The sequence below is a fragment of the Yoonia sp. genome (assembly GCF_030731595.1).
Classification (GTDB): domain Bacteria; phylum Pseudomonadota; class Alphaproteobacteria; order Rhodobacterales; family Rhodobacteraceae; genus Yoonia.
This window is the reverse complement of sequence record NZ_JANQTS010000032.1, coordinates 1-22389: the sequence shown is the minus strand read 5'-3', so window position 1 is coordinate 22389 and position 22389 is coordinate 1. Positions and strand designations below refer to the sequence as shown.

Here is a 22389-nt window from a genome sequence, read left to right as displayed (position 1 = left end):
GCCGAGCAGATTGCTCTGATGATCAAGCCTAGGTAGCGACGCAGATATCGTCACTGGGAGCGGGACTTGGGTCAAAACAGAGCCGGCCTGGACGTGGGCGAATGATCATCGAATTCGTGAAAGTTACGTCATCCAGATTGGATGCCGAGAACGAGCTCAGATTAAATGAAAATGGCGCGCTATATTCGATTTGGGTTTCAACAAGCACGTTATGGTCGGTAGCGCTGATCAGGGGAAGCCGATTATTGGCATGAAGTTGGGCCAGATCGTTATCATCCAGCACGTCTCCCATGCCAGTATGTCTTGACCAAACGACCCGGAAGGTGTCGTCGACCTGGCGATACTGATAAACAGTCACGCGGAAATCCGGTTGGGCATCTGCGAAGGTCAGAGTCTGCAAGACGGCTCCGACACTGTCCAAATACTCTTGCGTGATGGATGCCTCTTCGCGGCTGAGCATTTCAGTAATTGTGATGGTGGCCCGTGCCGCGTTCGTTTCAACGCGGAAAGCGTCAAAATAAACAAAGGTCGAGAGAAAGACCCACATCAAGATTGGCACCATAAGCACAAGTTCGACCGCGACGGTGCCTTCCTCGCAGTCACGGAATTTCTTGAGATAAGATGTTATGCTATACATTGTTTTTCAGTTCCATCAGGGCGTCCGGAAGGGCTCCACAACAAAGGCTCCCATAGCGACGAGTGCAATCGAGCCAGAGGCTTCTGTGCTTGCGTTGTTTGCGACGATAGCCGCACCAAGCCAAGAAGACGGAAGAAAGGGTTCAACGCGAATACATGCACGCAGGAACATCAAACGATTGTTCGCTGACTGATCGACGGTCACGACCGGCTGGACGACCTGCCCACGGTCAATGCATCGAACATCCGTACTGACAGGCGTCCAGTTCAGCGGGTCTTTCTGGATCAGTTCGATTTCCAGAAGTTCCATACAATTCTGCAACATGAGCGAGACATCGCAAATGCGCTGGCGCAAGATATCGCGCGTCGGGTTCGGGATGTTCCCGATGCGAACCTCACGTACCGTCACGTCTACGCCGCGCTCAAGCATCACGTGACGTGCGGACAGCACACCACTTTCGTAGGTCATGAGGAAAAACCCAAAGAAAACCGGAAACACCAACACAAACTCGACTGATGCGGTTCCTTTGTCGTCACGCAAAAAGCGTGACACAAGGTTTGTGATTTTCTTCAAGTTCATCATTACAGGCTCAATCGCAATGCAGTGATCTGTTCAGAGATGCTTCTAAAGATATCGTCCATACCCGGTTCTCCAGGATTGTTGCTCATCGACGTTCTGAAAGCAAAGGACGGTTGGCTTGCACAGTTGGTCATGTGTGTGTTTTCGGCACCCATCGTCACGGTGTAGATGGTGTAATGCGGCTTTGCCAGGTTGCACAGCTGCGCCATCCATGTGTTGTAAGTCCCTGCACTGGCGGTCGGGTTCGTGATCGCACCTGTGCTTGGACGTGTGGACGAGGGGCGGCCTGTGATTGACGAGTAGTTGCTGCGCCAATAATTCATTGAGTAATCTGCCCAGGTCGTGCGCCATTCGTAGGTATCATAGTAATTATTGTCGACACGCGTTGATGCGACGTTTACGCCATCTGTCATCAGGATAAGATACTTGACTGTATCACCGGCGTTATAATTCGCAGGACGGCTTCCACGGAAGGCCGGATCAATCGCACTGATACCACCCAAGAGATCGCGCATTGAAGGGTCGAGCAAAGACACGCCCCACTTCAGACCCATGTGGATCGAGGTGTTCTGCGTCGGCTGCAGTGCGTTAATGCGCCCTTTCAGCAAATCGGCATCTTGCGAAAGAAGAACAATACCTTCCACGTCGCGTGATGGGCAGACGTACCAACTATTAGCTCGGAAGTACTCGACCTGTTGATAAGTACGCGACGTATCGAATGTCAGTGTGTTGAATTCGGAATTCAAGAAATCGACGCAACGCGATGGATTTGTAAATACGTCTTCACCATCGGCCCATGCGAGTGGATCCGGTGCTACCGACGTAGCATTTCCGTCTTCGTCGTAGTAGATCGGGTCACCATTTTCGTCTTTTTCGGGCTCCTCGTACACTGCATAGCCCACTGCGGGGTCAAACTCGCTAAAGGAACTCCCCGCTTCGCCAATTGCAGAGATCGAGTCAGGTGTCGTCCGTAAGGCCCGATAAAGGTCATCACCGACACTCACATGCTGTGAATAGTTGATCAGGTTGATCGAGATGCGATCCTCGTACTCGGGCAGCAACAGGTCATCGATGAACTGTGATGCCGCGCGCTGCAAGAACCACATTCTGGTCCGCGTCACGGTACTTTGCGAGCCGTCCGCGTTTGTAATCGTTCCCGTGACGTTGTTGCCCATGGAACCAGAGATGTCCAAAACCAGCGATACTTCGACTTTACCGGTACCTTGGATCGCGGTCGCTGCTGCAGGCGCCGACAAAGTATCGATCCCGGCCAAGCGCAGATAGAACGTAGACATGTCGATTTGCGAGTCCACGCGGACTGTCGCACCGGAATCGGTCTTGTCGATAAACGGCGTTCCGACAATCGCGTCGCCATAGCCGGCAGTCTCGAAAAATTCTGTGATAACTTCGGCCGCGTCCCGGTTTTGGTCAAGGCTTGCCGCTGCAAGCACCGCACGGTCGGACACGCTTTGCAACTTTGTGCGTTCGGATTCAAAACGCATGAAATCGACGGCCATACCTCCGACGATCAGCATCGAAATCAGCAACAGAAGGGTCAAAACGATGATCGCCCCATCCTCATCTTTCTTGAGTTGGCTGACCAAAGCCTTCTGCTCGAGATAGGCGCGGCGCATATTCCGCAGCTTCTTGAACTTTGTGTTTCGGTTTTCCGATAGCAGCATTACAAATTCCTCAAAAAGGCATAAGGCGCGCCCCAAGATGTGCACCCATCGTCATTATCAGACTTATTATCATATAAACTACAACGTCATGGCAAAAATTGGACGCTTCACCCCCAAGTGACGAGAAAGTCCAAAGTTCACCAATACATTCCCCCAAAATAGGCGCTACTGTTTGAAAAGTCGAAACAAAAGTCACCCTTTGTGCGCAAAAATTACAAGTTTGGCAAAGAATTGGTAAGTTCGTTCGTTCGATTCTGCGACATTTCTCCGAATCAATCAGGCAAAAGTACGTTTTTGGTCACAATTGGTGGGTTGAGGCAGAACCCTTGGTGGTCGTGTGGGAACCGTCTTTATCTTTTCGGTGCGATGGGGATCCGGGTGGCCTGACAGGGCGTTCATATGGGCGTGCGGGGTGCCTTTTTCACGAAAGTCGCTGCCTGTCTTCGGCATGTCGAAAAGAAGACATGCAATGCCGTCATGCCCTTGCTAGTGTCAGATCGGACCACAGGAGACGCGGCATGGGATACTCTGGCTTTCGGGTGATCAAAGAGGGCCTTTTCGGTCAGAAAGGCTGGAAACCCGTTTGGCGTGATCCCGCACCCAAAGCCGAGTATGATGCCATCATTATCGGCGGCGGCGGGCATGGTCTGTCAACGGCCTACTATCTGGCGAAAGAGCATGGACTGACCAATATCGCCGTGCTTGAAAAGGGCTATATCGGCGGTGGCAATGTGGGTCGCAACACGACGATCGTGCGCGCCAATTATTTCCTGCCCGGCAACTCAGAGTTCTATTCCCACTCTCTCAAACTATGGGAAACAATGGAACAGGAGCTGAACTACAACGTCATGCATTCGCAACGCGGGCTGATCAACCTGTTCCATTCAGATGGCCAGCGCGATGCCTTTGCCCGTCGTGGCAATGCGATGATCAATCAGGGTGACGATGCGATCCTGCTGGACCGCGAGGGCGTGCGCGCCCATCTGCCCTATCTGGATTTCGACAATGTGCGCTTTCCTGTCTACGGTGGCTTGCTGCATCCACGCGGTGGCACGGCCCGCCATGATGCGGTGGCTTGGGGCTATGCGCGCGGGGCGGACCAGCGCGGCGTGGATATTATCCAGAATTGCGAAGTGACCGGCATCGACATCGAGGCTGGTGTTGTGAAAGGCGTGCAGACGACACGCGGCGCGATCAAGGCCAAGAAAGTCGGCATTGTTGTTGCGGGCCGTTCGGGGCAGGTTGCTGCGATGGCAGGGATGCGGTTGCCGATCGAAAGCCATGTTTTGCAGGCTTTTGTGACCGAGGGGCTGAAGCCCGTGATCGACCATGTGGTCAGTTTCGGCATGGGTCACTTCTATATCAGCCAGTCCGACAAGGGTGGTTTGGTCTTTGGCGGCGATCTGGATTTCTACAGCTCTTATGCGTCGCGGGGGAACCTGCCGATGAAAGAGCATGTGATGGATGCCGCCATGACCTTGATGCCGATGATTGGCAAAGCCAAGGTTCTGCGCTCATGGGGTGGTATCATGGATATGACGCCGGACGGATCACCGATCATCGACAAGACGCCCACGACCGGTTTGTTCATTGATTGCGGCTGGTGTTACGGCGGCTTCAAGGCGGTACCGGGCTCCGGTTTCAGCTTTGCCCATCTGATGGCCACAGGAAATCACCATGAACCCGCCGCCAAATATCGGCTGGACCGGTTTCGCACGGGCGTTGGCCTGATGGATGAAGAGGGCACCGGCTCTCAGCACAATTTGCACTAGGAAAAACAATGCGGATACCATGCCCGAATTGCGGCGAGCGCGACAGGCGCGAGTTTTACTATCAAGGCGATGCTGTGGCCTTGAACCGCCCAGCACCCGATGCGGGCCCCCAGGCATGGGATGATTACATCCACAACCGCGACAACCCCGCAGGCGAGACCCGCGACATCTGGTTTCACGAGGCCGGTTGTGGCGCATGGCTGGTGGTAGAACGCAATACGGTGACCCACGCCGTGCATGGTGCCACTTTGGCCGGATTGGTAAAGCGATGAGGTTGCAAAAACCCGAGGCGACCGTCACCTTCACCTTTGACGGGCGGCGCATCAAAGGCGTGGCTGGCGAGCCTGTTTCAGCCGCCCTTTTGGCCAACGGGATCAAACTGGTCGCCCGTTCGTTTAAATATCACCGTCCGCGCGGCGTGATGTCGGCAGGATCAGAAGAGCAGAACGCGCTGGTGACCGTCGGGCGCGGCGCGCAGACAGAGCCGAACCTGCGCGCGACGACTTTGGAGGTCGCAGAAGGGCTGGAGGTGTTCAGCCAGAACGCATGGCCCTCGCTGCGCTATGACATGATGGCCGTGAATGACTTTGTTTCGCCGTTTCTGGCGGCGGGGTTCTATTACAAGACATTCATGTGGCCGCGCAGTTTCTGGGAGAAGCTGTACGAGCCGATCATCCGCCGTGCTGCTGGTCTTGGTGGCCTGAGCGGTGAAACGAACCCTGATGACTATGAAAAGGCTTTCGCCTTTTGCGATGTGCTGGTGATCGGTGCCGGCCCTGCGGGGTTGATGGCTGCGCTGACTGCGGGTCGCGCGGGTGCCGACGTGATCTTGGCCGATGAAGATACGGCCATGGGTGGCCGTCTGCTGCGCGAGCGTGAAGATATGGACGGCAAGCCTGCGGCGGAATGGGTGGCGGCGGCCTTGGCGGAACTGGGTGCAATGAAGAATGTGCGCCTGATGACACGCACGACCGTGACCGGCGCTTACGACCAAGGCACCTATGGCGCGTTGGAGCGTGTGGCGGGGCCGCGTCAGACGGGCAAACCGCTGGAGTGTTTCTGGCGCATCGTGGCCAAGCGCGCGATCTTGTGCGCCGGTGCCTTGGAGCGCCCGATTGCTTTCCCCAACAATGACCGCCCGGGCATCATGATGGCCAGCGCCGTGCGCGCCTATGTCAACCGCTGGGGTGTGGCCCCGGGCAAGGCTGTCACGATCTTTGGCAATAACGACGATGCCCATCGCACCGCCCGTGATCTGGTCGCGGCAGGGATCAAGGTCGCCGCCCTGATCGACAGCCGCGATGACGCCAAAGTCTCGGGTGATTATCCCATTTATACGGGCGGGCAGGTCACCGCCACCAAAGGCCGGCATGGATTGGAAAGCATCACGATCACCCATAGCGGCGGGACGCGGACCATCCGCACGGATTGTCTGGCCATGTCCGGTGGCTGGAACCCGACGGTGCATTTGACCTGCCACATGAACGGACGGCCGACATGGCGCGAGGATATCGCGTCCTTCGTGCCGACCCCTGACAGTATTCCCGGTCTGGTCGTGGCAGGCGCCTGCAATGGGGCGTTCAGTACGGCGGCTTGTTTAGCCGAAGGCGCGGCGGTTGCCGCTGACGTGGCTCAGGGCCTTGGGTTAAACGCCGCAGTGACATTGCCAGCCGCCGATGACGGGGCTTACGCCATCACGCCGCTTTGGGCTGTGCCGGGCAAGGGCCGCAAATGGATTGATTTCCAGAACGATGTCCATGTGAAGGATATCAAACTGGCCGCGCAAGAGAATTTCCGTTCGGTCGAGCATATGAAACGCTATACGACCCAAGGCATGGCCCCCGATCAGGGAAAGTCATCCAATGTGGTGGCTTTGGCGGTGCTGGCCGATGCAACGGGGCGCGGCATTCCCGAGACGGGGACGACCACGTTCCGCCCGCCCTATGTACCGGTTTCGATTGCGTCCATGGGGGCCGGCAGCCAGGGCAAGGGCTTTGCGCCGGAGCGCTTCACCACCTCGCATAAGGCGACGGTTGATCGTGGCGCGCCGATGATCGAAGCAGGGCTTTGGTATCGTCCCAGCTATTTCCCCGTGCAGGGCGAAACCCATTGGCGGCAGTCTTGTGACCGCGAGGTGGGCTATGTGCGCAATACGGTTGGGATTTGCGATGTCTCGACTTTGGGCAAGATTGACATCCAAGGGCCGGATGCCGCTACGCTCTTGGATTTCGTCTATACCAATATGTTTTCCACCCTTCCCGTGGGCCGCGTCCGCTATGGTCTGATGTTGCGCGAGGACGGTCATGTGCTGGATGACGGCACCACCGCGCGGCTGGGCGCGCAGCATTTCGTGATGACGACGACCACGGCGGCGGCGGGTCTGGTGATGCGCCATCTGGAGTTTGTCTTGCAGGTCTTGCGGCCTGATCTGGATGCGAAGGTCATCTCGGTCACGGAACAATGGGCGCAGTTTGCCGTGGCGGGGCCGCAGGCCCGGACCTTGCTGAATACGGTTCTGGATCAAGAGCTTACAGATAAGGACTGGCCGTTCATGGCCTGCGGTCCGGTCGGCGTCTCCGGCGTGCAGGGGCGGCTTTTCCGGATCTCGTTTTCGGGCGAACATGCCTATGAGGTGGCGGTGCCGTCGCGCTATGGCGAGAGCCTGTTCCGGTTGCTTGTGGCGCAGGCCGAGGTGATGGGCGGCGGGCCTTACGGGATGGAGGCGTTGAACGTTCTGCGGATCGAGAAGGGCTTTATCACGCACGCCGAAATCCACGGGCGCACGACGGCCTTTGATATCGGTTTCGAGCGGATGGTGAGCGCCAAGAAAGACTGTATCGGAAAGGCGGCGGCTTCACGTCCCGGGCTATTGGGCGCGGGGCGTCAGCAGTTGGTCGGGCTGCGCGCCAAGGGCGCGGATCATGTTCTGACAGCCGGGGCGCATTTGTTTGAAAAGGCAGCACAGGAAGTGCGGACCAATAGCCAAGGCTATGTGACCTCGGTCTGTTATTCGCCGACGCTGGACACCTATCTGGCGCTGGCTTTCCTTGAGAATGGCCGTGCGCGCCATGGTGAGGTGATCAAGCTGCGCGATCATTTGCGCAACATAACCGAAGAGGTCGAGGTCTGCGATCCTGTCTTTTTTGATCCAACCGGAGGGCGTGCCCGTGGCTAGTTTGATTGCTCTGACGCCCTGTGCCGGGCTGTTGCCGATGACGGAAGGCGAGATCGCACTAACAGAAGTGACCCATGATCGCCTGATGTCGGTCGCGCCCTTTGCAGGGCAAGACAAGGCGGTGTCGGACAGGTTGAAAGCGCAGGTGGGGAGCACGCTGCCCGCGCCAAACCGCAAGGCGGGGCCTGTGCAATGGTTCGGCCACGGCACTTGGCTGGTGTCCGATACGGTGGAGCTTGAGGGGCTGGCGGCGGTGACCGATCAAACGGATGCCTGGGCCACGGTGCAGATCGCGGGCCAAGGTGTCGAGGATGTCCTTGCCCGATTGGTGCCCGTTGACCTGCGGGCCACGGTCTTCAAAAAGGGCCATACGGCGCGGACGATGCTGGCGCATATGTCGGTCGCCGTGACCCGCGTGGGTCCTGCGGCCTTCGAGATCATGGTGATGCGGTCGATGGCGGCCACTTTGGTCCATGACCTGCAGGTGGCGATGCGCGGGGTTGCGGCGCGCTAAATCAAAATCCGGTGGATTTTGATGCCTCCGGCGGGGATATTTGCGCTCGGAAGAAGGATTGGCCTTTGCGCTGAATTGGCCGATACTGTGCCAATGAGTCTGCCACCCGGTTTCCTTGATGAATTGCGCAATCGGCTGTCCTTGGGGCAGGTCGTGGGGCGCAAGGTCATGTGGGATACCCGCAAGTCCAATCAGGGCAAAGGTGATCTTTGGGCCTCTTGCCCCTTCCATCAGGAAAAATCCGCGAGCTTTCATGTCGATGACCGCAAGGGGTATTATTACTGCTTCGGCTGCCATGCCAAAGGCGATGCGATTTCCTTTGTCCGCGAGACCGAGAATGTCGATTTCATGGAAGCGGTGAAGATACTGGCGGCAGAGGCGGGGATGCCAGTTCCGCAAAGCGATCCGCGCGCGCAGGAAAAAGCGGACGCCCGCACCGTTCTGGTCGATGTAATGGAGCAGGCGGTGCAGTGGCACCGGTTGCAGTTGCAGACGGCTGCTGCGGCCGAGGCGCGTGATTATCTGGCGCGCCGTGGCCTGAGTCCCGAGGCGCAGGCGCGCTGGGATATCGGTTTCGCCCCGGCGAGTGGCGGGGTGCTGGCGCATTTGACCGGCAAGGGCCTTGACCAGAAGCTGGTGATTGATGCCGGTCTTGCCGCCGAGAGTGATCGTGGTGGCGCACCCTATGACCGCTTCCGTGGCCGCATCATGTTTCCGATCCGCGATGCGCGGGGGCGCGCAATTGGTTTTGGTGGCCGCGCGATGGACCCCAACCATCCGGCCAAATATTACAATTCGCCCGAGACAGCCCTTTTTGACAAAGGGCGGAGCCTTTATAACCACGGACCAGCGCGTGAGGCCGCAGGCAAGGGCCAACCGCTGATTGTGGCCGAAGGCTATATGGATGTGATCGCCTTGTCCGAGGCAGGTTTCACCGCGACGGTGGCCCCCTTGGGGACGGCAATAACCGAAGACCAGTTGCGCCTGATGTGGCGGATGGCACCTGAACCGATCATCGCGCTGGACGGGGATACCGCCGGACTGCGGGCCGCGATGCGGGTGATTGATATTGCGCTGCCGATGCTGGAGGCGGGGCAATCCTTGCGCTTTGCCCTGATGCCGGAAGGAATGGACCCTGATGACGTGATCAAGGCGCAGGGCCAAGGGGCGATGCAGAAAATCCTCGATCAGGCCATCCCGATGGTGCAATTGCTGTGGCAACGCGAGACCGAGGGCAAGATTTTCGACAGCCCCGAGCGCAAGGCGGCCTTGGACAAGGCGCTGCGCGAAAAGATCAAGCTGATTCAGGACCCGTCAATTCGCAACCACTATGGGCAGGCGATCAAAGACATGCGCTGGGCCCTGTTCAGCACACGCAAGCCGGCCAGCACGCGCCGGGCCACGCAAGGGTGGCGGGGCAATCTGGACCCTTGGAAACGCGACATCAGTCCGGTTGCCGGAGCGCGTGCATCTGCATTGGCGGCGGGTACGGCGGATCAGGATCACATGCGCGAGGCGGTGATCTTTGCCACGCTGATCGTAGCGCCCGGTATCGCCCTGGAATTTGAGACCGCGCTGGAGCAGATGCACGCCCGTGACCCGATGCACCGCGAATTGCACGCATGTATCTTGCGTCACCTTGGTACAAAGGACCTGCGCGGCGCGATTATACAGGACTTGGGCGCTGATCCCCTTGAAAAGCTCTTTGCGCAAAGCCATGTGGCCATTAGCCCCGCAGTGCGCCGTGGCGGTGAGACAGAGGTTGCGCGACTTTGCCTTGCAGAAGAATTTGCAAAGCTTTCGGCCCGCCGTGGACATGCCCGCGAAATCGAAGACGCCGTCGAAGATTTGAAAGGTGTCACGGATGAGGGGCTGACTTGGCGGCTGGCACAGGCCTCTGCCGCGCTGGACAAGGCGGGACGGGGTGACAATGAGGACAAGGCCGAATATGCGGTGGGCCAGAACGGGGCACGGATGAAGAAAGACGAGCAATCGGCGCTGGACCAACTTTTGCAGGATATCGACTTTGCCAAAGGCCGTGGCCGCTCTAAATCGTAGTCTGGGCAACAGACTTTAAAAACAAGGTGTACTGACCTTGCGAATCACCCGAATGCGGGATTGATTCGAATGAAACCGAATCAGCCGAATCGCTTTGGCTTGAAATTACGCTTTTGAAAGGGCTTCCTGAATGGCCGCGAAAGACACCGATGACCGTAAAGATGCAGACCAGGACGGTGATATCAGCCTTGATATGAGCCAAGCGGCGGTCAAACGGATGATCGCTGATGCGCGCGAGCGGGGCTATATCACCTATGACCAGCTGAACGCGGTACTGCCGCCAGAGCAGGTGTCGTCTGACCAGATCGAAGACGTGATGTCGATGCTCTCGGAAATGGGCATTCAGGTGACCGAGGAAGAAGAAAGCGAAGAAAGCGACGAACTGCAGGGCGGTACGGATATCGCAACGATTGCAGGCTCGCGCGAAGTCACGCTTGGCGGGGCCGAGGCTGAAAAGCTGGACCGCACTGATGACCCTGTGCGCATGTATTTGCGTGAAATGGGATCGGTCGAACTGCTTTCCCGCGAAGGCGAGATCGCGATTGCGAAACGTATCGAGGCGGGCCGTAACACGATGATCCTTGGGCTGTGCGAAAGCCCGCTGACCTTTCAGGCGATCACGATCTGGCGCGACGAACTTTTGTCCGAAGACATTTTGCTGCGCGACGTGATTGATCTTGAAACGACCTTTGGCAACCAGCTTGGCGAAGATGGCGTGGACGAGGCCGTGGTCTCTGCGCCCGCCGGCGACAGCGATGACAGGTCCGAATCCGCGCAAGAGCTTGATGCCGATGGCAACCCGATTGCCAAGGATGATGAAGATGACGACGACGATCAGGCCAATATGTCGCTGGCCGCGATGGAGGCCGCGCTCAAGCCCCGCGTGCTTGAAACGCTTGAAGTGATTGCACGCGACTTTGCCATGCTCTCTGACATGCAAGATGCCCGCATGTCGGCCACATTGAACGAAGATTCGTCATTTTCTGACAAGCAAGAAACAAAATATCAGACCCTGCGGTCCGAAATCGTGCAGTTGGTGAATTCTCTGCACCTGCACAACAACCGCATCGAGGCCCTGATCGACCAGCTTTACGGGATCAACCGCCGGATCATGGCGATCGACAGTTCCATGGTGAAGCTCGCCGATCAGGCACGTATCAACCGCCGCGAATTTGTCGATGCCTACCGTGGTCGCGAGTTGGACCCGAACTGGCTAGAGGATATGGCGGCCAAATCGGGCCGTGGCTGGCAGATGATGGTCGAGAAATCGACCGGCAAGATCGAAGAGTTGCGCGGCGACATGGCCCAGGTTGGGCAATACGTCGGTGTCGATATCACCGAATTCCGCCGCATCGTGCAGCAGGTCCAGAAGGGCGAAAAAGAGGCGCGTCAGGCCAAGAAAGAAATGGTCGAGGCGAACCTGCGTTTGGTTATCTCTATCGCCAAGAAATACACAAACCGTGGTTTGCAGTTCCTTGACCTCATTCAGGAAGGCAACATCGGTCTGATGAAGGCCGTTGATAAATTCGAATACCGTCGCGGTTATAAATTCTCGACCTATGCGACATGGTGGATCCGTCAGGCGATCACCCGGTCTATTGCCGATCAGGCCCGCACGATCCGTATTCCGGTCCATATGATCGAAACAATCAACAAGCTGGTCCGCACTGGTCGCCAGATGCTCCATGAAATCGGCCGCGAACCGACCCCAGAGGAATTGGCAGAAAAGCTGCAAATGCCTTTGGAAAAGGTCCGCAAAGTCATGAAAATCGCCAAAGAGCCGATCTCTCTCGAGACGCCGATTGGTGACGAGGAAGACAGCCAGCTGGGTGACTTCATCGAGGACAAGAACGCGATTCTGCCGCTGGACTCTGCTATTCAGGAAAACCTGAAGGAAACCACGACCCGCGTTCTGGCCTCGCTGACCCCGCGTGAAGAGCGGGTGCTGCGGATGCGCTTTGGCATCGGCATGAACACCGACCACACGCTGGAAGAAGTGGGCCAGCAGTTCAGCGTGACCCGCGAACGTATCCGCCAGATCGAAGCAAAGGCGCTGCGCAAGCTCAAGCACCCAAGCCGGTCACGCAAGTTGCGGTCGTTCTTGGATCAATAGAACAGGGGGGCTTATGGCGCTCTTTTCCAAACTCTTCGGCGGCGGTAAGACACCCGAGGCATCGCCGCCCGAGACTTACAAAGACTTTGCAATCTTTGCTGTTCCTCTCAAAGAGAGCGACGGTTGGAGGATTTCGGCCCGGATCGAGAAGGACGGACAGACCTATACGCTGATCCGCGCCGATGTCATCCAGTCAAAAGAGCAGGCCGATGCGGCCTCTATCGCCAAGGCAAAACAAATGATCGACGAGCAGGGTGATCGGCTGTTCAGCTAGGTCTCGGCGCGCATTTCATCCGATCACGCCTTGCTCCCCAAGCATTTACGATCGTGTGACATCGGGTTTCAGCAGATTGAAAAGCGGGTCAATCAGGCGCACATCCTCAGCTGAAAGGATGTTCAGATGACCAAACTGTCGATTACACTTGCCTCTGTCGCTCTGTCGCTCGCCTATGCCCCGGCAGCACTGGCTTACAGTATCGAGCCCGCCTCTGACATGCTGCACCAGATTATTCAGGGCGCGCCACATGCTATTCAAACAGAGAAACTGTCCGACGCCTGCATCCTTGAAAGTGACGCGGACCTCGCGAGCCTACTGGGGCTACCTGCGGGCTTGGCCATTGACCCAAAAGACGGTGCGCAAACTGCTTTGGCTTGTGCTGGAGGATAGTCCCGCCTACGTTTGAGCTTGGTTGCGCGGGCACAGATAGTTAGCGAATGCAGACAAGGTTCATCATTGCCACCTCTGGCCCCGGGCTTTACGAGATAACGGCCCAAGTCGGCGACTGGGTGCGGGGCACAGGGCTTCTCACCCTGTTTGTCCAGCATACATCGGCCAGTCTGCTTATTCAGGAAAATGCGGACCCTGAAGTGCGCACCGACCTGCAGAATTACTTTTCCCGCCTTGTGCCGCGCAGCACTGACCCCGCGATGTCCTATCTGACCCATACCTACGAGGGCCCCGATGATATGCCCGCGCATATCAAGGCGGCCCTTTTGCCGACACATCTGAGTATTCCGGTCACTGATGGGCGTCTGGCCTTGGGACGGTGGCAGGGGATATATCTCTTCGAGCACCGCGACCGCCCGCATCACCGTCACGTCGCGGCGCATCTGGCCTAATCACTGCTCGACCGAGTCCCAAACGCAACGGTTTCGATCCTCTATCTTGCGGTCCAAAATGCCCCCTACCCAAAACCTGTCACGGTTCATATAGTGCCTGTGGATAAATGGGGCCGCGACACAAGCAATAGACCCCAGTTGAACTATGAGGACTTATCATGCGTTGCCCATTTTGCGGAAATGTTGACACACAGGTCAAAGACAGCCGCCCCGCCGAGGACCATGTTGCGATCCGTCGCCGCCGTTTCTGCCCCGCATGCGGTGGCCGCTTTACCACCTACGAGCGGGTGCAGTTGCGCGACCTCGTCGTGATCAAGACGAACGGGCGCCGCGAAGACTTTGACCGCCCCAAACTGGAACGCTCGATCCGGATTGCGCTGCAAAAGCGTCCTGTCGATCCAGAGCGTATCGACCAGATGATCAGTGGCATCGTGCGCCGCCTTGAAAGTTTGGGCGAGACCGATATTCCTTCGGGCACGATCGGCGAGATCGTGATGGAAAGCCTCGCCCGGATCGACACTGTGGCCTATGTGCGCTTTGCCAGCGTCTACAAGAACTTTCAGGCGGCGGATGATTTCGACAAATTCGTCAGCGAATTGCGCCCCGATAACAACGCCGAAGACGAGTGACCCCCGCGGCGGACGCCCGGTTCATGGCGCTGGCCCTGTCTTTGGGCCGGCGCGGCATGGGGCGTGTCTGGCCTAATCCTGCTGTCGGTTGTGTCATCGTCAAAGACGGCCAGATCATCGGTCGCGGCTGGACAGCTGATGGCGGCCGGCCACATGCCGAAACCCGTGCACTTTTGCAAGCGGGGCATGATGCCGAGGGCGCAACCGCCTACGTGACCCTTGAGCCCTGTTCCCATCATGGCCAGACCCCGCCTTGTGCCAGTGCTTTGATCGCGGCCAAAGTCGCGCGTGTGGTGATCGCTACCGGTGATCCCGATCCGCGTGTGGCGGGGCGCGGTGTCGCGATGCTGAAAGAGGCGGGTATTGCTGTCACCTTTGGTGTGTGCGAAGCCGCTGCACGTGCCGATCACGCGGGGTTCTTGCAGCGCGTGACCGCGCGACGCCCCTTTGTGACGCTCAAACTTGCGGGCACGCTTGATGGCCGCATCGCCACCGCTACAGGCGAGAGCCAGTGGATCACGGGGCCAGAGGCACGCCGCGCGGTGCATATGATGCGCGCGCGCCATGATGCGGTGATGGTGGGCGCAGGCACGGTGCGGGCTGATGATCCTTCGCTGACTGTGCGGGGGCTTGGTATCGACCGGCAGCCGCTGCGGGTTGTCGTGTCGCGGGCGATGAAAATCAGTGCCGCGTCACAACTGGCCCGAACCGCCAATGAGGTGCCCGTCTGGTTGTGCCATGGTGAAGGGGCTGATGTGATCGCGTGGACGGCGCTGGGGGCCAAAAGCCTGCCTTGCACCGTCTCTGCCGGTCAGGTTGATCCTGTGGCGGTCATGACCGCACTCGCTGATGCAGGCCTCACCCGTGTCTTTTGCGAGGGCGGGGGGATGCTGGCGGCCTCTTTGCTGAACGCGGGGCTGGTCGATGAACTGGTCGTTTTCTCTGCCGGAGCCGCGATTGGGGCCGAAGGGACGCCGATGCTGGCTGCGATGGGGATCGACCGGCTTGCCAATGTGCCAAGGTTCAAGCTGGAAAGCCTGACCCGCGTTGGCGCAGATGTCTGCCATATCTGGCGCAAGACCTGATCAGCGCCACAGGTAGGCGTAGCTGGCAAAAAGGCCCTGCAATTTGGCAAGGCTCCGGTTAAAGCGGCCGGGCTTTGGCAGGTCATCATTCTCGATCCGGTCGACGATGACTTCGACGGGACAGGCAAGGCCGGTGACGGGATCGAAATAACGCGGATAGGCGATGAGCGTGGCATGGACCAAGGCGGCCAGATCGACACGGGCCTGACGGCGCGGGATCGGCATCGCGCGGTCATCGGTCAGGCCCCAGCCTGCATAGAAGGGCGATCCAAGGCAGGTCACCGCGCGCCCCCGCAACAAGGCCTCGAACCCCAGCAAAGAGGTCATGGTCCAGACCTCGTCCACCGCGTTGATTGCGGCGATGGGATCGGTGTTGCGCAGGATGACATCGGCCAAAGCTTCGGCATCCGCCACCTTGCCGGGCCGTAAGCCCGCTTCGACATCGGGGTGCGGTTTGTAGATGATCACAGCCGCCGGATTGGATTTTCGCACAGCCGCCAAGAGACCCGCGTTGTCGGTCACATCAGAGGTGCCAAGCCTGACAGAGGCATCATCCTCCACCTGACCCGGCACCAAGATCCGCCGCCCCTTGGGAAGCTCTGGCAGGGGATCGCTGCGCAGATTGTACTTGGAAAGCCCCGCATCGACGATGCGCGCGATCAGGGCTGTGGCGCGGTCTCTTTCGAATTCTGTCAAACTATCTGCGGCATTGATCAGATGTTCCAGACGGCTGGGGCGGGTCGCGTCGTAGTAGATGCCCACATCGTCGAGCACCAGACTAAGCGGGGCGATCAGATCAGCGCCGAGCCCGCGCGAACGCAAGAAACCGTCCTCGACCAGCACTGCGTCATCCACGCCGCTGCTGGCCCAGTGCATCAGACGCCGGTTCGTGGCCTTTGCCTTGGCGAAGGCCCCCTCCCGCTTGGTGAAGATCACGCGCTGTGGTCCGCCGAATATCTGTTGCAACGGTTTACGTTTCCACAGCCGGATATCGGCGGCAATCCAGCCTTGATAATCATCCCGCCAAGCGGCCGCCTGACTGGCCAAGGTCGCTGCGGCCTCTTCAAAACTGCACAAACGGTCGTGGAACGGGTCGTGCCATTTGGGGTAAAGTATCATGGCACCCGCAAAAAGTTGCGCCCGTGTCAGGGTGCGCTGTCGTCTTTGCAAAGGCTTGCGGTCGTCGGTCAGCCCCCAGCCCATATAGAAAGGCTGTCCAAAGACCACAGGTTTGTGCCCTGCAAGGATCGCCTCGAAACCCAGTTGCGAACTGACCGTATAGACCGCAATTGCGCCGTCCAGCAGTGCCCAAGGCGAAAGGGGGGCATCACACAGGCTGATCCGGTCAGTTGCGTCCGTCTGGGTAAAATACCCTTCGCGATGCCCGGCCACCGTTTCAGGATGTGTCTTGATGATGATCGGCGCTACGGGATGCTCGGTCTGCGCATAAAACAGCATTTCGCGGAACGTGTTGCTGTCAGCACCGCTGGCCTTGATAGACGCATCCTTGCGGGTCTGGTCGATGACCAGAACATAGCCGGGATCGGGGACCGCCAGCTTGGGATCAAAGGCGTTGTATTTTGACAGTTGCGCCGTCTTGAGTGTCGCGATCCCTGCCTTGGCGCGGTTCAGAAGGGCGGTGTCATCCAAAGGGTCCTCAGAGAGGATGACCTCAAGATCAGAGGGCGTGCTGGGGTCGAAATGCACACCGCGCCGGTCGATGTTCAGGCCAATGGCGGGCGCACCGTCGCGGCCGAGCCTGACCGACCGCAGAAAACTGTCTTCGACCCGCACGATCCCTGCACCTTGATGCGCGGCCACCGCTTCGCCGCGCGGGGCGGTGGGGCTGTGGCCCCAGACGCCCACAAGGTCATCGGGGCCGGGTGCGCCAAGGCGAATGTCATAGCCCGCCAGATCCATGATCCGGCGGACGCGGCCTTCGGTCAGAAAGCCGCCGTTATAGACATAAAGATTCTTGCGCTTGTCCTCGTTCATGGGCTGCACGCTACGCCAGCGCCTAGTCGTTCACAACGCGCAACGTGGCAGGTGGACTCACCGGTTTGGTCAGCAGGGCATCATAGGGATCAGCCTTGTGTAGCATCATGTCGACCAGCTGGCGCAAAAGCTGCTTGCGGCCTTTGGCCGAATAAAAGCCACCCGGAACCTGACTGGTTTCCAGCAGGAACTGGCGGTATTCGCGGTAGGCCTTGGCGTCGGGGCGTTTGGGGTTTGCAAAGAAATCCGCCAGCGATTGCCGAGAGACAAACTCGGGCTTGTTATAGACCGCATCCCCGAAGGATTTCAGCGGTATGCCGCGCCAGAGCACCTGTTGGCCGGCAGTGGAATTGACGGTGACCGCAGAGCGCGCTTCGCCAAGGATTTGTGCAAGCTTGCCCCCGCGCAGATAATGGACGCGGTCATAGATGCCTTGTGCTTTGGACATATCGCGGATCATCCGGCGCAAGGGCGATTGCCCGTTCTCGAGCGGATGGGCCTTGAACACCAGATGATGATGCGGCGGCGCGCCTTTGGCAAAACCTTCAATGACCAGCGCAATGAAGGCCTCCATATCCTCAAAGGGCGAATGGGCCTGAAAACTGGCATCATGTTCAAGCTGTAACAGGGCGACGTGATAGGGATAGCCACCCGCCTTGATCCGCTGGGTGGCCCACATCCGATGCAGCGCAAGCAGAGGCATCAGCACGAGCCGTTTGGTGTATAGAAAGGCCTCTTTCCAGACAGGCAGGGCGCGGTGCGCACGAAATCCCGGATAGCGCCCGTTCCGAAACATCACAAACCAGTGGTAGAGCGCCCCGTAAAAGATGTGCTGGCGCATGTCGCCCCATTGCGCGGGCGGGGTCGGCATATCCACGTCCGATCTGGCGAGCCGGTCCTGCATGTCAGCCACGGAAAAATCCATCAGGCGGGAATAGCCATTGCTGCCGCCGCGTTCGTAAGTGACCCAATAAGGGCGCAAATACCCTTCCTCGAACACATGCACCCGCAGGCCCGCGGCTTTGGCTTGCCGCACTGCCTCGGCATGGGTTGGGCGGGTGTCGCCGTAAAGCACGATATCGGTGATCCTATGGGCGGTCAGAAGTTCAGACAGGGCTTCTGGCCAGACCTCGGGGCTGTCGCGGAAGGGGATATAGCCGTCCATCCGCCCCCAGAAGGCCGCATCGCCCGCATTGAAACCCACACGCCACACTGGAACGCCCGCCTTGCGCAGCATCCGGCCCAGCTGGCGAAAGAAGGGTCCATGCGGCCCTTGCAGGAAAAGGAAGGCGCGGTCTTGGGGCATGATCGGGTCTGGTGCGCTTGTGGTTGTTGAGGTCGGTATGTTCCAAATAACTGACCTTATTGTGGCAAGCTTGCAAGTCCGTTGCCTTGCCCGTGGTGCTCTGAACCGCTAGATCAGGGCAAACAGACAAAGGAACCCCAGATGTTTACAGGGATCGTCACAGATATCGGTACAGTGCTTGCGCTGGAACAACGCGGCGACCTGCGGGCCCGCATCGGCACGGGGTATGACGTGAGCGGAATTGATATCGGGGCCTCGATTGCCTGTAATGGTGTTTGCCTGACTGTCGTGGCTTTGGGGCAGGTGCCGCAGAACTGGTTCGAGGTCGAGATTTCAGCCGAAACAGTGGGTGCCACCAACGTAGGTGGCTGGGTCGAAGGAGGACGGCTCAACCTCGAGCGGGCCTTGAAGGTTGGCGACGAGTTGGGCGGGCATATCGTGTCGGGCCATGTGGACGGGGTCGCCGAAGTGATCGGTCTGCGCGACGAGGGCGACAGCACACGGGTCACTTTCCGTGCGCCTGATGCCTTGGCACGCTTCATTGCGCCCAAAGGGTCCGTGGCGCTCAATGGCACATCTCTGACCGTGAACGAGGTGGATGGGGCGACCTTCGGGATCAATTTCATTCCCCATACCAAGGTGGCGACAACCTGGGGGGATGTAGCACAGGGCGATCTGGTCAATCTGGAGATCGACACCATGGCAAGGTACGTGGCGCGGTTGCGGGAATATGCCGGATGAAACCGCTGGTTCTTGCCTCCATTGAAGATGAAGGTGGGGATCGCTGCATTGACATCGTGCAGTTGACGGACGGGACGTTTACGTTTCGAGAGTGCAGGCGCGATCCAGAAGACGGGCATGGCTGGCGGTATCTGTCGGAAGCTGAGCCGCCAAAGTTTGAGAGTGAGGCGTCGGCCCGCAAAGCCGCCGCTGAAACAGTGGGATGGATGTGAGGATGGTGGCTGGGATCGGGCATAACTCGGGGCGGGTCGATGAGCCGGGGCAGAGCTGGCGCAAATACGTCTGGACCAAGGCCCGCAAGGATTTGATGCCGACGCTGCCGATTGAAGTGGTCCGCTTGCGGGTACGACGTGCCGCCGAACTGGGTCTGCCCTACAAGACCTATGCCGGGATCAGAGCCTGTACCGGCCATGATCTGATCGGGTTTCTGTTTTCCAACAATGCTTTGCAGGTTTTGCGCGACGGCCAGGAGATGCCGGTGGATCGTGCCGCGCGGCTGGGCGCGCTTGTCCGTGCAGACCGGACAGGCGTTGCACATAGACCAGTCACGCCGACCTATCTGGGCGGCTTATCCGGTCTGGACCGCGCGTTTGCGGCGCCTGCGTTTAACCAGTCATGGTCCGCGATGCGCGATCAGGTGCGCGCGATTGTCACCGCACAGGGGCAACCTGCGGACCGGTTTGTGATTGTGGGTGACACCGCGTTTGAGCGCGAATGGGCGGAAGCAGCGCGGACCGCCGGTTATTTGCAAGCTGACGCGTTCTTTGCCTAGGGTGGATCAGGATCCACCTGACGTTGAAGCCTCCGCAATGCTAAGGCGCTTTTCAATCTGGCGGGGCTGGGCTATCTGGCAGACAAGACTTCTTTGGGGATGCAGATGAACCAGAAATTTGAAACACCCGGCCCGGTCGAACTTGATTGGTCAGAGGCGATCAGCAAGATCGAGGACATCATAGAGGATGCCCGTAACGGCCGGATGTTCATTCTTGTGGACCATGAGGACCGCGAAAACGAAGGCGATCTGGTGATCCCCGCCCAAATGGCCACCCCTGATGCGATCAATTTCATGGCCAAGCATGGCCGCGGGTTGATTTGCCTGACCCTGCCCGGCTCACGGATCGACGCGCTGGGCCTGCCGCTGATGGCCTCGCATAACTCGTCCCGGCACGAGACAGCTTTTACAGTCAGCATCGAGGCCCGCGAGGGTGTAAGCACCGGCATTTCCGCGCATGACCGCGCCCGTACCGTCGCCACCGCCATTGACGCTTCTAAAGGGGCTGCGGATATCGCGACTCCCGGTCACGTATTCCCTTTGCGTGCGCGCGATGGTGGCGTTCTGGTTCGTGCAGGCCACACCGAAGCCGCCGTGGATATCAGCCGCCTTGCCGGCCTGAACCCATCCGGTGTCATTTGCGAGATCATGAAAGAAGACGGCGAAATGGCCCGCCTGCCGGACCTGATTGCCTTTGCCCAGTTGCATAACCTCAAGATCGGCACGATCAGCGACCTGATCGCCTATCGCCGCCGTCATGACAACCTTGTGCGCGTCCGCGAAAGCCGCACGATCCAGTCCGAATTTGGCGGTACCTGGGAAATGCGGATTTATACCGACGAGACCCAAGGGGCGGAACATATCGCCCTGATCAAGGGCGATATCAGCACGCCTGATCCTGTTTTGGTCCGCATGCATGCGATGGACCCGATGCTGGATGTGGTCGGTGTCGGCCCCAAAGGGCGGCGGAACGAATTTGGCGATGCGATGGAGCTGATCGCGGCCGAAGGGCGCGGTGCGCTTGTGCTGCTGCGCGATCTCGACATGAAGCTGGACACCACCGAAGACGTCTCGCCGCAGACCCTGCGGCAATACGGCTTGGGCGCGCAGATCCTCAGCTCGCTGGGCCTGCACAAGATTGAATTGCTCACAAACTCGCCCAAACCCAAAGTGGTCGGGCTTGATGCTTACGGTTTGGAGATCGTCGGCACCCGCAAAATCTCGGAGATCGGATAATGGCCGGACCGTCGCACTATATCATGCCTTTGCCGGAGTTTGACAAACCGGTGAAGATCCTGATCGTGGCCTCTCCTTATTACAAGGATATTTCGGACAACCAGATCGCAGGCGCCAAGGCCGAGATCGAGAAAGCCGGTGCCACTTGGGACTTGGTCGAAGTGCCCGGTGCGCTGGAAATCCCGACCGCCATCGGAATCGCCGAGCGGATGAGCAACTTTGACGGCTATGTCGCCCTAGGCTGCGTGATCCGCGGTGAAACAACCCATTACGATACCGTCTGCAATGACAGCAGCCGTGCTGTGCAACTGCTTGGCCTTCAGGGTTTGTGTATCGGAAACGGCATCCTGACAGTGGAAAACCGCACGCAGGCCGAAGTGCGCGCCGATCCTGCCCAGATGAACAAAGGCGGCGGGGCTGCGGCTGCGGCCTTGCACCTGATCGCCTTGGCGCGCAAGTGGAACAAGGCCGAAAAGGGCGTGGGCTTTACACGTGAATTCCTCATGGCCGGTGATGCGGGCTCTGAGACTTCGGCCTAGCGGACCATGATCCGAGGCGCTGGCGGACATGGGTCTTTGCCACGAGACTTCATCCCGCAGCTTGCCCTTGAGGCTTTTGACAAAGCTGTTCTGCTGCGGCGTTCTCGGGAATTGTCTTTATCACATCGCGCATATTTGCATCATCGCGACGACGCGGCAGTTATCGCGCCAAAGATCGCGCGTTGCGATCAAAAGACCTGTTCTAAGGGGAAACGGTGCTCGTGGGAGCGGGCTTAGCGCAGGGGTAAAACAAAAGAGCCGAGGGTTCCGTTTCGTTTCTTGTGCCACCTTTGTGTTCATACCTGCCAGTGTGAATGTCACCGCAGATAGATCCCCCAAAAACAAACAAGGACCGCAACTTGCGTTGCAGTCCTTTGTCTGGTTTCCGAATTGGAGCGGGCGAAGAGATTCGAACTCTCGACCCTAACCTTGGCAAG

The 22389-nt window shown here is 58.7% G+C and carries 21 protein-coding genes; 16 read left to right on the top strand and 5 right to left on the bottom strand.

The window, feature by feature from the left end; translation table 11 throughout:
• Positions 1-28: 28 nt before the first annotated feature.
• From NWQ23_RS02985 to NWQ23_RS02975, 3 genes are read right to left on the bottom strand one after another with little or no spacing between them, the layout of a single operon-like run.
• Positions 29-637 carry a TadE/TadG family type IV pilus assembly protein gene (locus tag NWQ23_RS02985; protein ID WP_306164755.1) on the bottom strand — a complete coding sequence of 203 codons (609 nt, stop codon included), beginning with the start codon at positions 635-637 and terminating at the stop codon, positions 29-31.
• A 15-nt stretch (positions 638-652) separates the two neighbouring features.
• On the bottom strand, positions 653-1216 hold the full coding sequence (locus tag NWQ23_RS02980) for a TadE/TadG family type IV pilus assembly protein (protein ID WP_306164754.1): 564 nt from the start codon (positions 1214-1216) through the stop codon (positions 653-655).
• 2 nt (positions 1217-1218) lie between these two features.
• The gene (locus tag NWQ23_RS02975; protein ID WP_306164753.1) at positions 1219-2898 is read right to left on the bottom strand and encodes a Tad domain-containing protein; all 1680 of its coding nucleotides are present in this window, start codon (positions 2896-2898) and stop codon (positions 1219-1221) included.
• 518 nt (positions 2899-3416) lie between these two features.
• Between NWQ23_RS02975 and NWQ23_RS02970 the strand changes: the two genes are divergently transcribed.
• The 11 genes from NWQ23_RS02970 (at position 3417) to ribD (ending at position 15363) form a co-directional block, all read left to right on the top strand.
• Positions 3417-4670, top strand: coding sequence for a sarcosine oxidase subunit beta family protein (locus tag NWQ23_RS02970; RefSeq protein WP_306164752.1), 1254 nt, complete (start codon positions 3417-3419; stop codon positions 4668-4670).
• An 8-nt stretch (positions 4671-4678) separates the two neighbouring features.
• Entirely contained in the window at positions 4679-4942 is a 264-nt protein-coding gene (locus NWQ23_RS02965; protein ID WP_306164751.1) for a sarcosine oxidase subunit delta, read from the top strand.
• Positions 4939-7845 carry a sarcosine oxidase subunit alpha family protein gene (locus NWQ23_RS02960; RefSeq protein WP_306164750.1) on the top strand — a complete coding sequence of 969 codons (2907 nt, stop codon included), beginning with the start codon at positions 4939-4941 and terminating at the stop codon, positions 7843-7845. The genes NWQ23_RS02965 and NWQ23_RS02960 overlap by 4 nt, the downstream gene beginning before the upstream one ends.
• Positions 7838-8359, top strand: a complete 522-nt coding sequence (locus tag NWQ23_RS02955; RefSeq protein ID WP_306164749.1) for a sarcosine oxidase subunit gamma — start codon at positions 7838-7840, stop codon at positions 8357-8359. Before NWQ23_RS02960 ends, NWQ23_RS02955 begins: the two co-directional genes overlap by 8 nt.
• Before the next feature lie 93 nt (positions 8360-8452).
• Positions 8453-10417, top strand: coding sequence for a DNA primase (dnaG, locus tag NWQ23_RS02950; protein WP_306164748.1), 1965 nt, complete (start codon positions 8453-8455; stop codon positions 10415-10417).
• 130 nt (positions 10418-10547) lie between these two features.
• On the top strand, positions 10548-12530 hold the full coding sequence (gene rpoD / locus NWQ23_RS02945; RefSeq protein ID WP_306164747.1) for an RNA polymerase sigma factor RpoD: 1983 nt from the start codon (positions 10548-10550) through the stop codon (positions 12528-12530).
• Positions 12531-12543: 13 nt separating this feature from the next.
• Positions 12544-12804, top strand: coding sequence for an HlyU family transcriptional regulator (locus tag NWQ23_RS02940; protein ID WP_306164746.1), 261 nt, complete (start codon positions 12544-12546; stop codon positions 12802-12804).
• 126 nt (positions 12805-12930) lie between these two features.
• Positions 12931-13197 (top strand): hypothetical protein, encoded by a 267-nt coding sequence (locus NWQ23_RS02935; RefSeq protein WP_306164745.1) that lies wholly within the window; start codon positions 12931-12933, stop codon positions 13195-13197.
• A 47-nt stretch (positions 13198-13244) separates the two neighbouring features.
• Positions 13245-13649, top strand: coding sequence for a secondary thiamine-phosphate synthase enzyme YjbQ (locus NWQ23_RS02930; RefSeq protein WP_306164744.1), 405 nt, complete (start codon positions 13245-13247; stop codon positions 13647-13649).
• Between the two features lie 158 nt (positions 13650-13807).
• Positions 13808-14278, top strand: coding sequence for a transcriptional regulator NrdR (nrdR, locus tag NWQ23_RS02925; RefSeq protein ID WP_306164743.1), 471 nt, complete (start codon positions 13808-13810; stop codon positions 14276-14278).
• A 23-nt stretch (positions 14279-14301) separates the two neighbouring features.
• Positions 14302-15363: a bifunctional diaminohydroxyphosphoribosylaminopyrimidine deaminase/5-amino-6-(5-phosphoribosylamino)uracil reductase RibD gene (gene ribD / locus NWQ23_RS02920; RefSeq protein WP_372340101.1), complete on the top strand. Its 1062-nt coding sequence runs from the start codon at positions 14302-14304 to the stop codon at positions 15361-15363.
• Here ribD and NWQ23_RS02915 read toward each other — a convergent pair whose 3' ends face one another.
• Together NWQ23_RS02915 and NWQ23_RS02910 are read right to left on the bottom strand one after the other, a co-directional pair.
• Positions 15364-17358: a capsular polysaccharide biosynthesis protein gene (locus NWQ23_RS02915; RefSeq protein WP_306164741.1), complete on the bottom strand. Its 1995-nt coding sequence runs from the start codon at positions 17356-17358 to the stop codon at positions 15364-15366.
• 22 nt (positions 17359-17380) lie between these two features.
• Positions 17381-18664 carry a capsule biosynthesis protein gene (locus tag NWQ23_RS02910; protein ID WP_306164740.1) on the bottom strand — a complete coding sequence of 428 codons (1284 nt, stop codon included), beginning with the start codon at positions 18662-18664 and terminating at the stop codon, positions 17381-17383.
• A 141-nt stretch (positions 18665-18805) separates the two neighbouring features.
• Between NWQ23_RS02910 and NWQ23_RS02905 the strand changes: the two genes are divergently transcribed.
• The 5 genes from NWQ23_RS02905 to NWQ23_RS02885 all read left to right on the top strand — a co-directional run bounded on the left by NWQ23_RS02905 (position 18806) and on the right by NWQ23_RS02885 (position 21952).
• A complete protein-coding gene (locus tag NWQ23_RS02905) occupies positions 18806-19405 on the top strand; it encodes a riboflavin synthase (RefSeq protein ID WP_306164739.1) in 600 nt (199 codons plus the stop codon).
• Positions 19402-19617 carry a hypothetical protein gene (locus NWQ23_RS02900; RefSeq protein WP_306164738.1) on the top strand — a complete coding sequence of 72 codons (216 nt, stop codon included), beginning with the start codon at positions 19402-19404 and terminating at the stop codon, positions 19615-19617. Before NWQ23_RS02905 ends, NWQ23_RS02900 begins: the two co-directional genes overlap by 4 nt.
• A 2-nt stretch (positions 19618-19619) precedes the next feature.
• A complete protein-coding gene (locus NWQ23_RS02895; RefSeq protein ID WP_306164737.1) occupies positions 19620-20177 on the top strand; it encodes a hypothetical protein in 558 nt (185 codons plus the stop codon).
• Between the two features lie 105 nt (positions 20178-20282).
• Positions 20283-21413 carry a 3,4-dihydroxy-2-butanone-4-phosphate synthase gene (gene ribB / locus NWQ23_RS02890; protein WP_306164736.1) on the top strand — a complete coding sequence of 377 codons (1131 nt, stop codon included), beginning with the start codon at positions 20283-20285 and terminating at the stop codon, positions 21411-21413.
• The gene (locus tag NWQ23_RS02885; RefSeq protein WP_306164735.1) at positions 21413-21952 is read left to right on the top strand and encodes a 6,7-dimethyl-8-ribityllumazine synthase; all 540 of its coding nucleotides are present in this window, start codon (positions 21413-21415) and stop codon (positions 21950-21952) included. Before ribB ends, NWQ23_RS02885 begins: the two co-directional genes overlap by 1 nt.
• The last annotated feature ends 437 nt before the right edge of the window (positions 21953-22389 follow it).

What these genes read in the sequence shown, in the direction of transcription:
- NWQ23_RS02985 (WP_306164755.1), bottom strand. Translation starts at nt 637, where the DNA reads ATGTATAGCATAACATCTTATCTCAAGAAATTCCGTGACTGCGAGGAA.
- NWQ23_RS02980 (WP_306164754.1), bottom strand. Translation starts at nt 1,216, where the DNA reads ATGAACTTGAAGAAAATCACAAACCTTGTGTCACGCTTTTTGCGTGAC.
- NWQ23_RS02975 (WP_306164753.1), bottom strand. Translation starts at nt 2,898, where the DNA reads ATGCTGCTATCGGAAAACCGAAACACAAAGTTCAAGAAGCTGCGGAAT.
- NWQ23_RS02970 (WP_306164752.1), top strand. Translation starts at nt 3,417, where the DNA reads ATGGGATACTCTGGCTTTCGGGTGATCAAAGAGGGCCTTTTCGGTCAG.
- NWQ23_RS02965 (WP_306164751.1), top strand. Translation starts at nt 4,679, where the DNA reads ATGCGGATACCATGCCCGAATTGCGGCGAGCGCGACAGGCGCGAGTTT.
- NWQ23_RS02960 (WP_306164750.1), top strand. Translation starts at nt 4,939, where the DNA reads ATGAGGTTGCAAAAACCCGAGGCGACCGTCACCTTCACCTTTGACGGG.
- dnaG (WP_306164748.1), top strand. Translation starts at nt 8,453, where the DNA reads ATGAGTCTGCCACCCGGTTTCCTTGATGAATTGCGCAATCGGCTGTCC.
- rpoD (WP_306164747.1), top strand. Translation starts at nt 10,548, where the DNA reads ATGGCCGCGAAAGACACCGATGACCGTAAAGATGCAGACCAGGACGGT.
- NWQ23_RS02940 (WP_306164746.1), top strand. Translation starts at nt 12,544, where the DNA reads ATGGCGCTCTTTTCCAAACTCTTCGGCGGCGGTAAGACACCCGAGGCA.
- NWQ23_RS02935 (WP_306164745.1), top strand. Translation starts at nt 12,931, where the DNA reads ATGACCAAACTGTCGATTACACTTGCCTCTGTCGCTCTGTCGCTCGCC.
- NWQ23_RS02930 (WP_306164744.1), top strand. Translation starts at nt 13,245, where the DNA reads ATGCAGACAAGGTTCATCATTGCCACCTCTGGCCCCGGGCTTTACGAG.
- nrdR (WP_306164743.1), top strand. Translation starts at nt 13,808, where the DNA reads ATGCGTTGCCCATTTTGCGGAAATGTTGACACACAGGTCAAAGACAGC.
- ribD (WP_372340101.1), top strand. Translation starts at nt 14,302, where the DNA reads ATGGCGCTGGCCCTGTCTTTGGGCCGGCGCGGCATGGGGCGTGTCTGG.
- NWQ23_RS02915 (WP_306164741.1), bottom strand. Translation starts at nt 17,358, where the DNA reads ATGAACGAGGACAAGCGCAAGAATCTTTATGTCTATAACGGCGGCTTT.
- NWQ23_RS02910 (WP_306164740.1), bottom strand. Translation starts at nt 18,664, where the DNA reads ATGCCCCAAGACCGCGCCTTCCTTTTCCTGCAAGGGCCGCATGGACCC.
- NWQ23_RS02905 (WP_306164739.1), top strand. Translation starts at nt 18,806, where the DNA reads ATGTTTACAGGGATCGTCACAGATATCGGTACAGTGCTTGCGCTGGAA.
- NWQ23_RS02900 (WP_306164738.1), top strand. Translation starts at nt 19,402, where the DNA reads ATGAAACCGCTGGTTCTTGCCTCCATTGAAGATGAAGGTGGGGATCGC.
- NWQ23_RS02895 (WP_306164737.1), top strand. Translation starts at nt 19,620, where the DNA reads ATGGTGGCTGGGATCGGGCATAACTCGGGGCGGGTCGATGAGCCGGGG.
- ribB (WP_306164736.1), top strand. Translation starts at nt 20,283, where the DNA reads ATGAACCAGAAATTTGAAACACCCGGCCCGGTCGAACTTGATTGGTCA.
- NWQ23_RS02885 (WP_306164735.1), top strand. Translation starts at nt 21,413, where the DNA reads ATGGCCGGACCGTCGCACTATATCATGCCTTTGCCGGAGTTTGACAAA.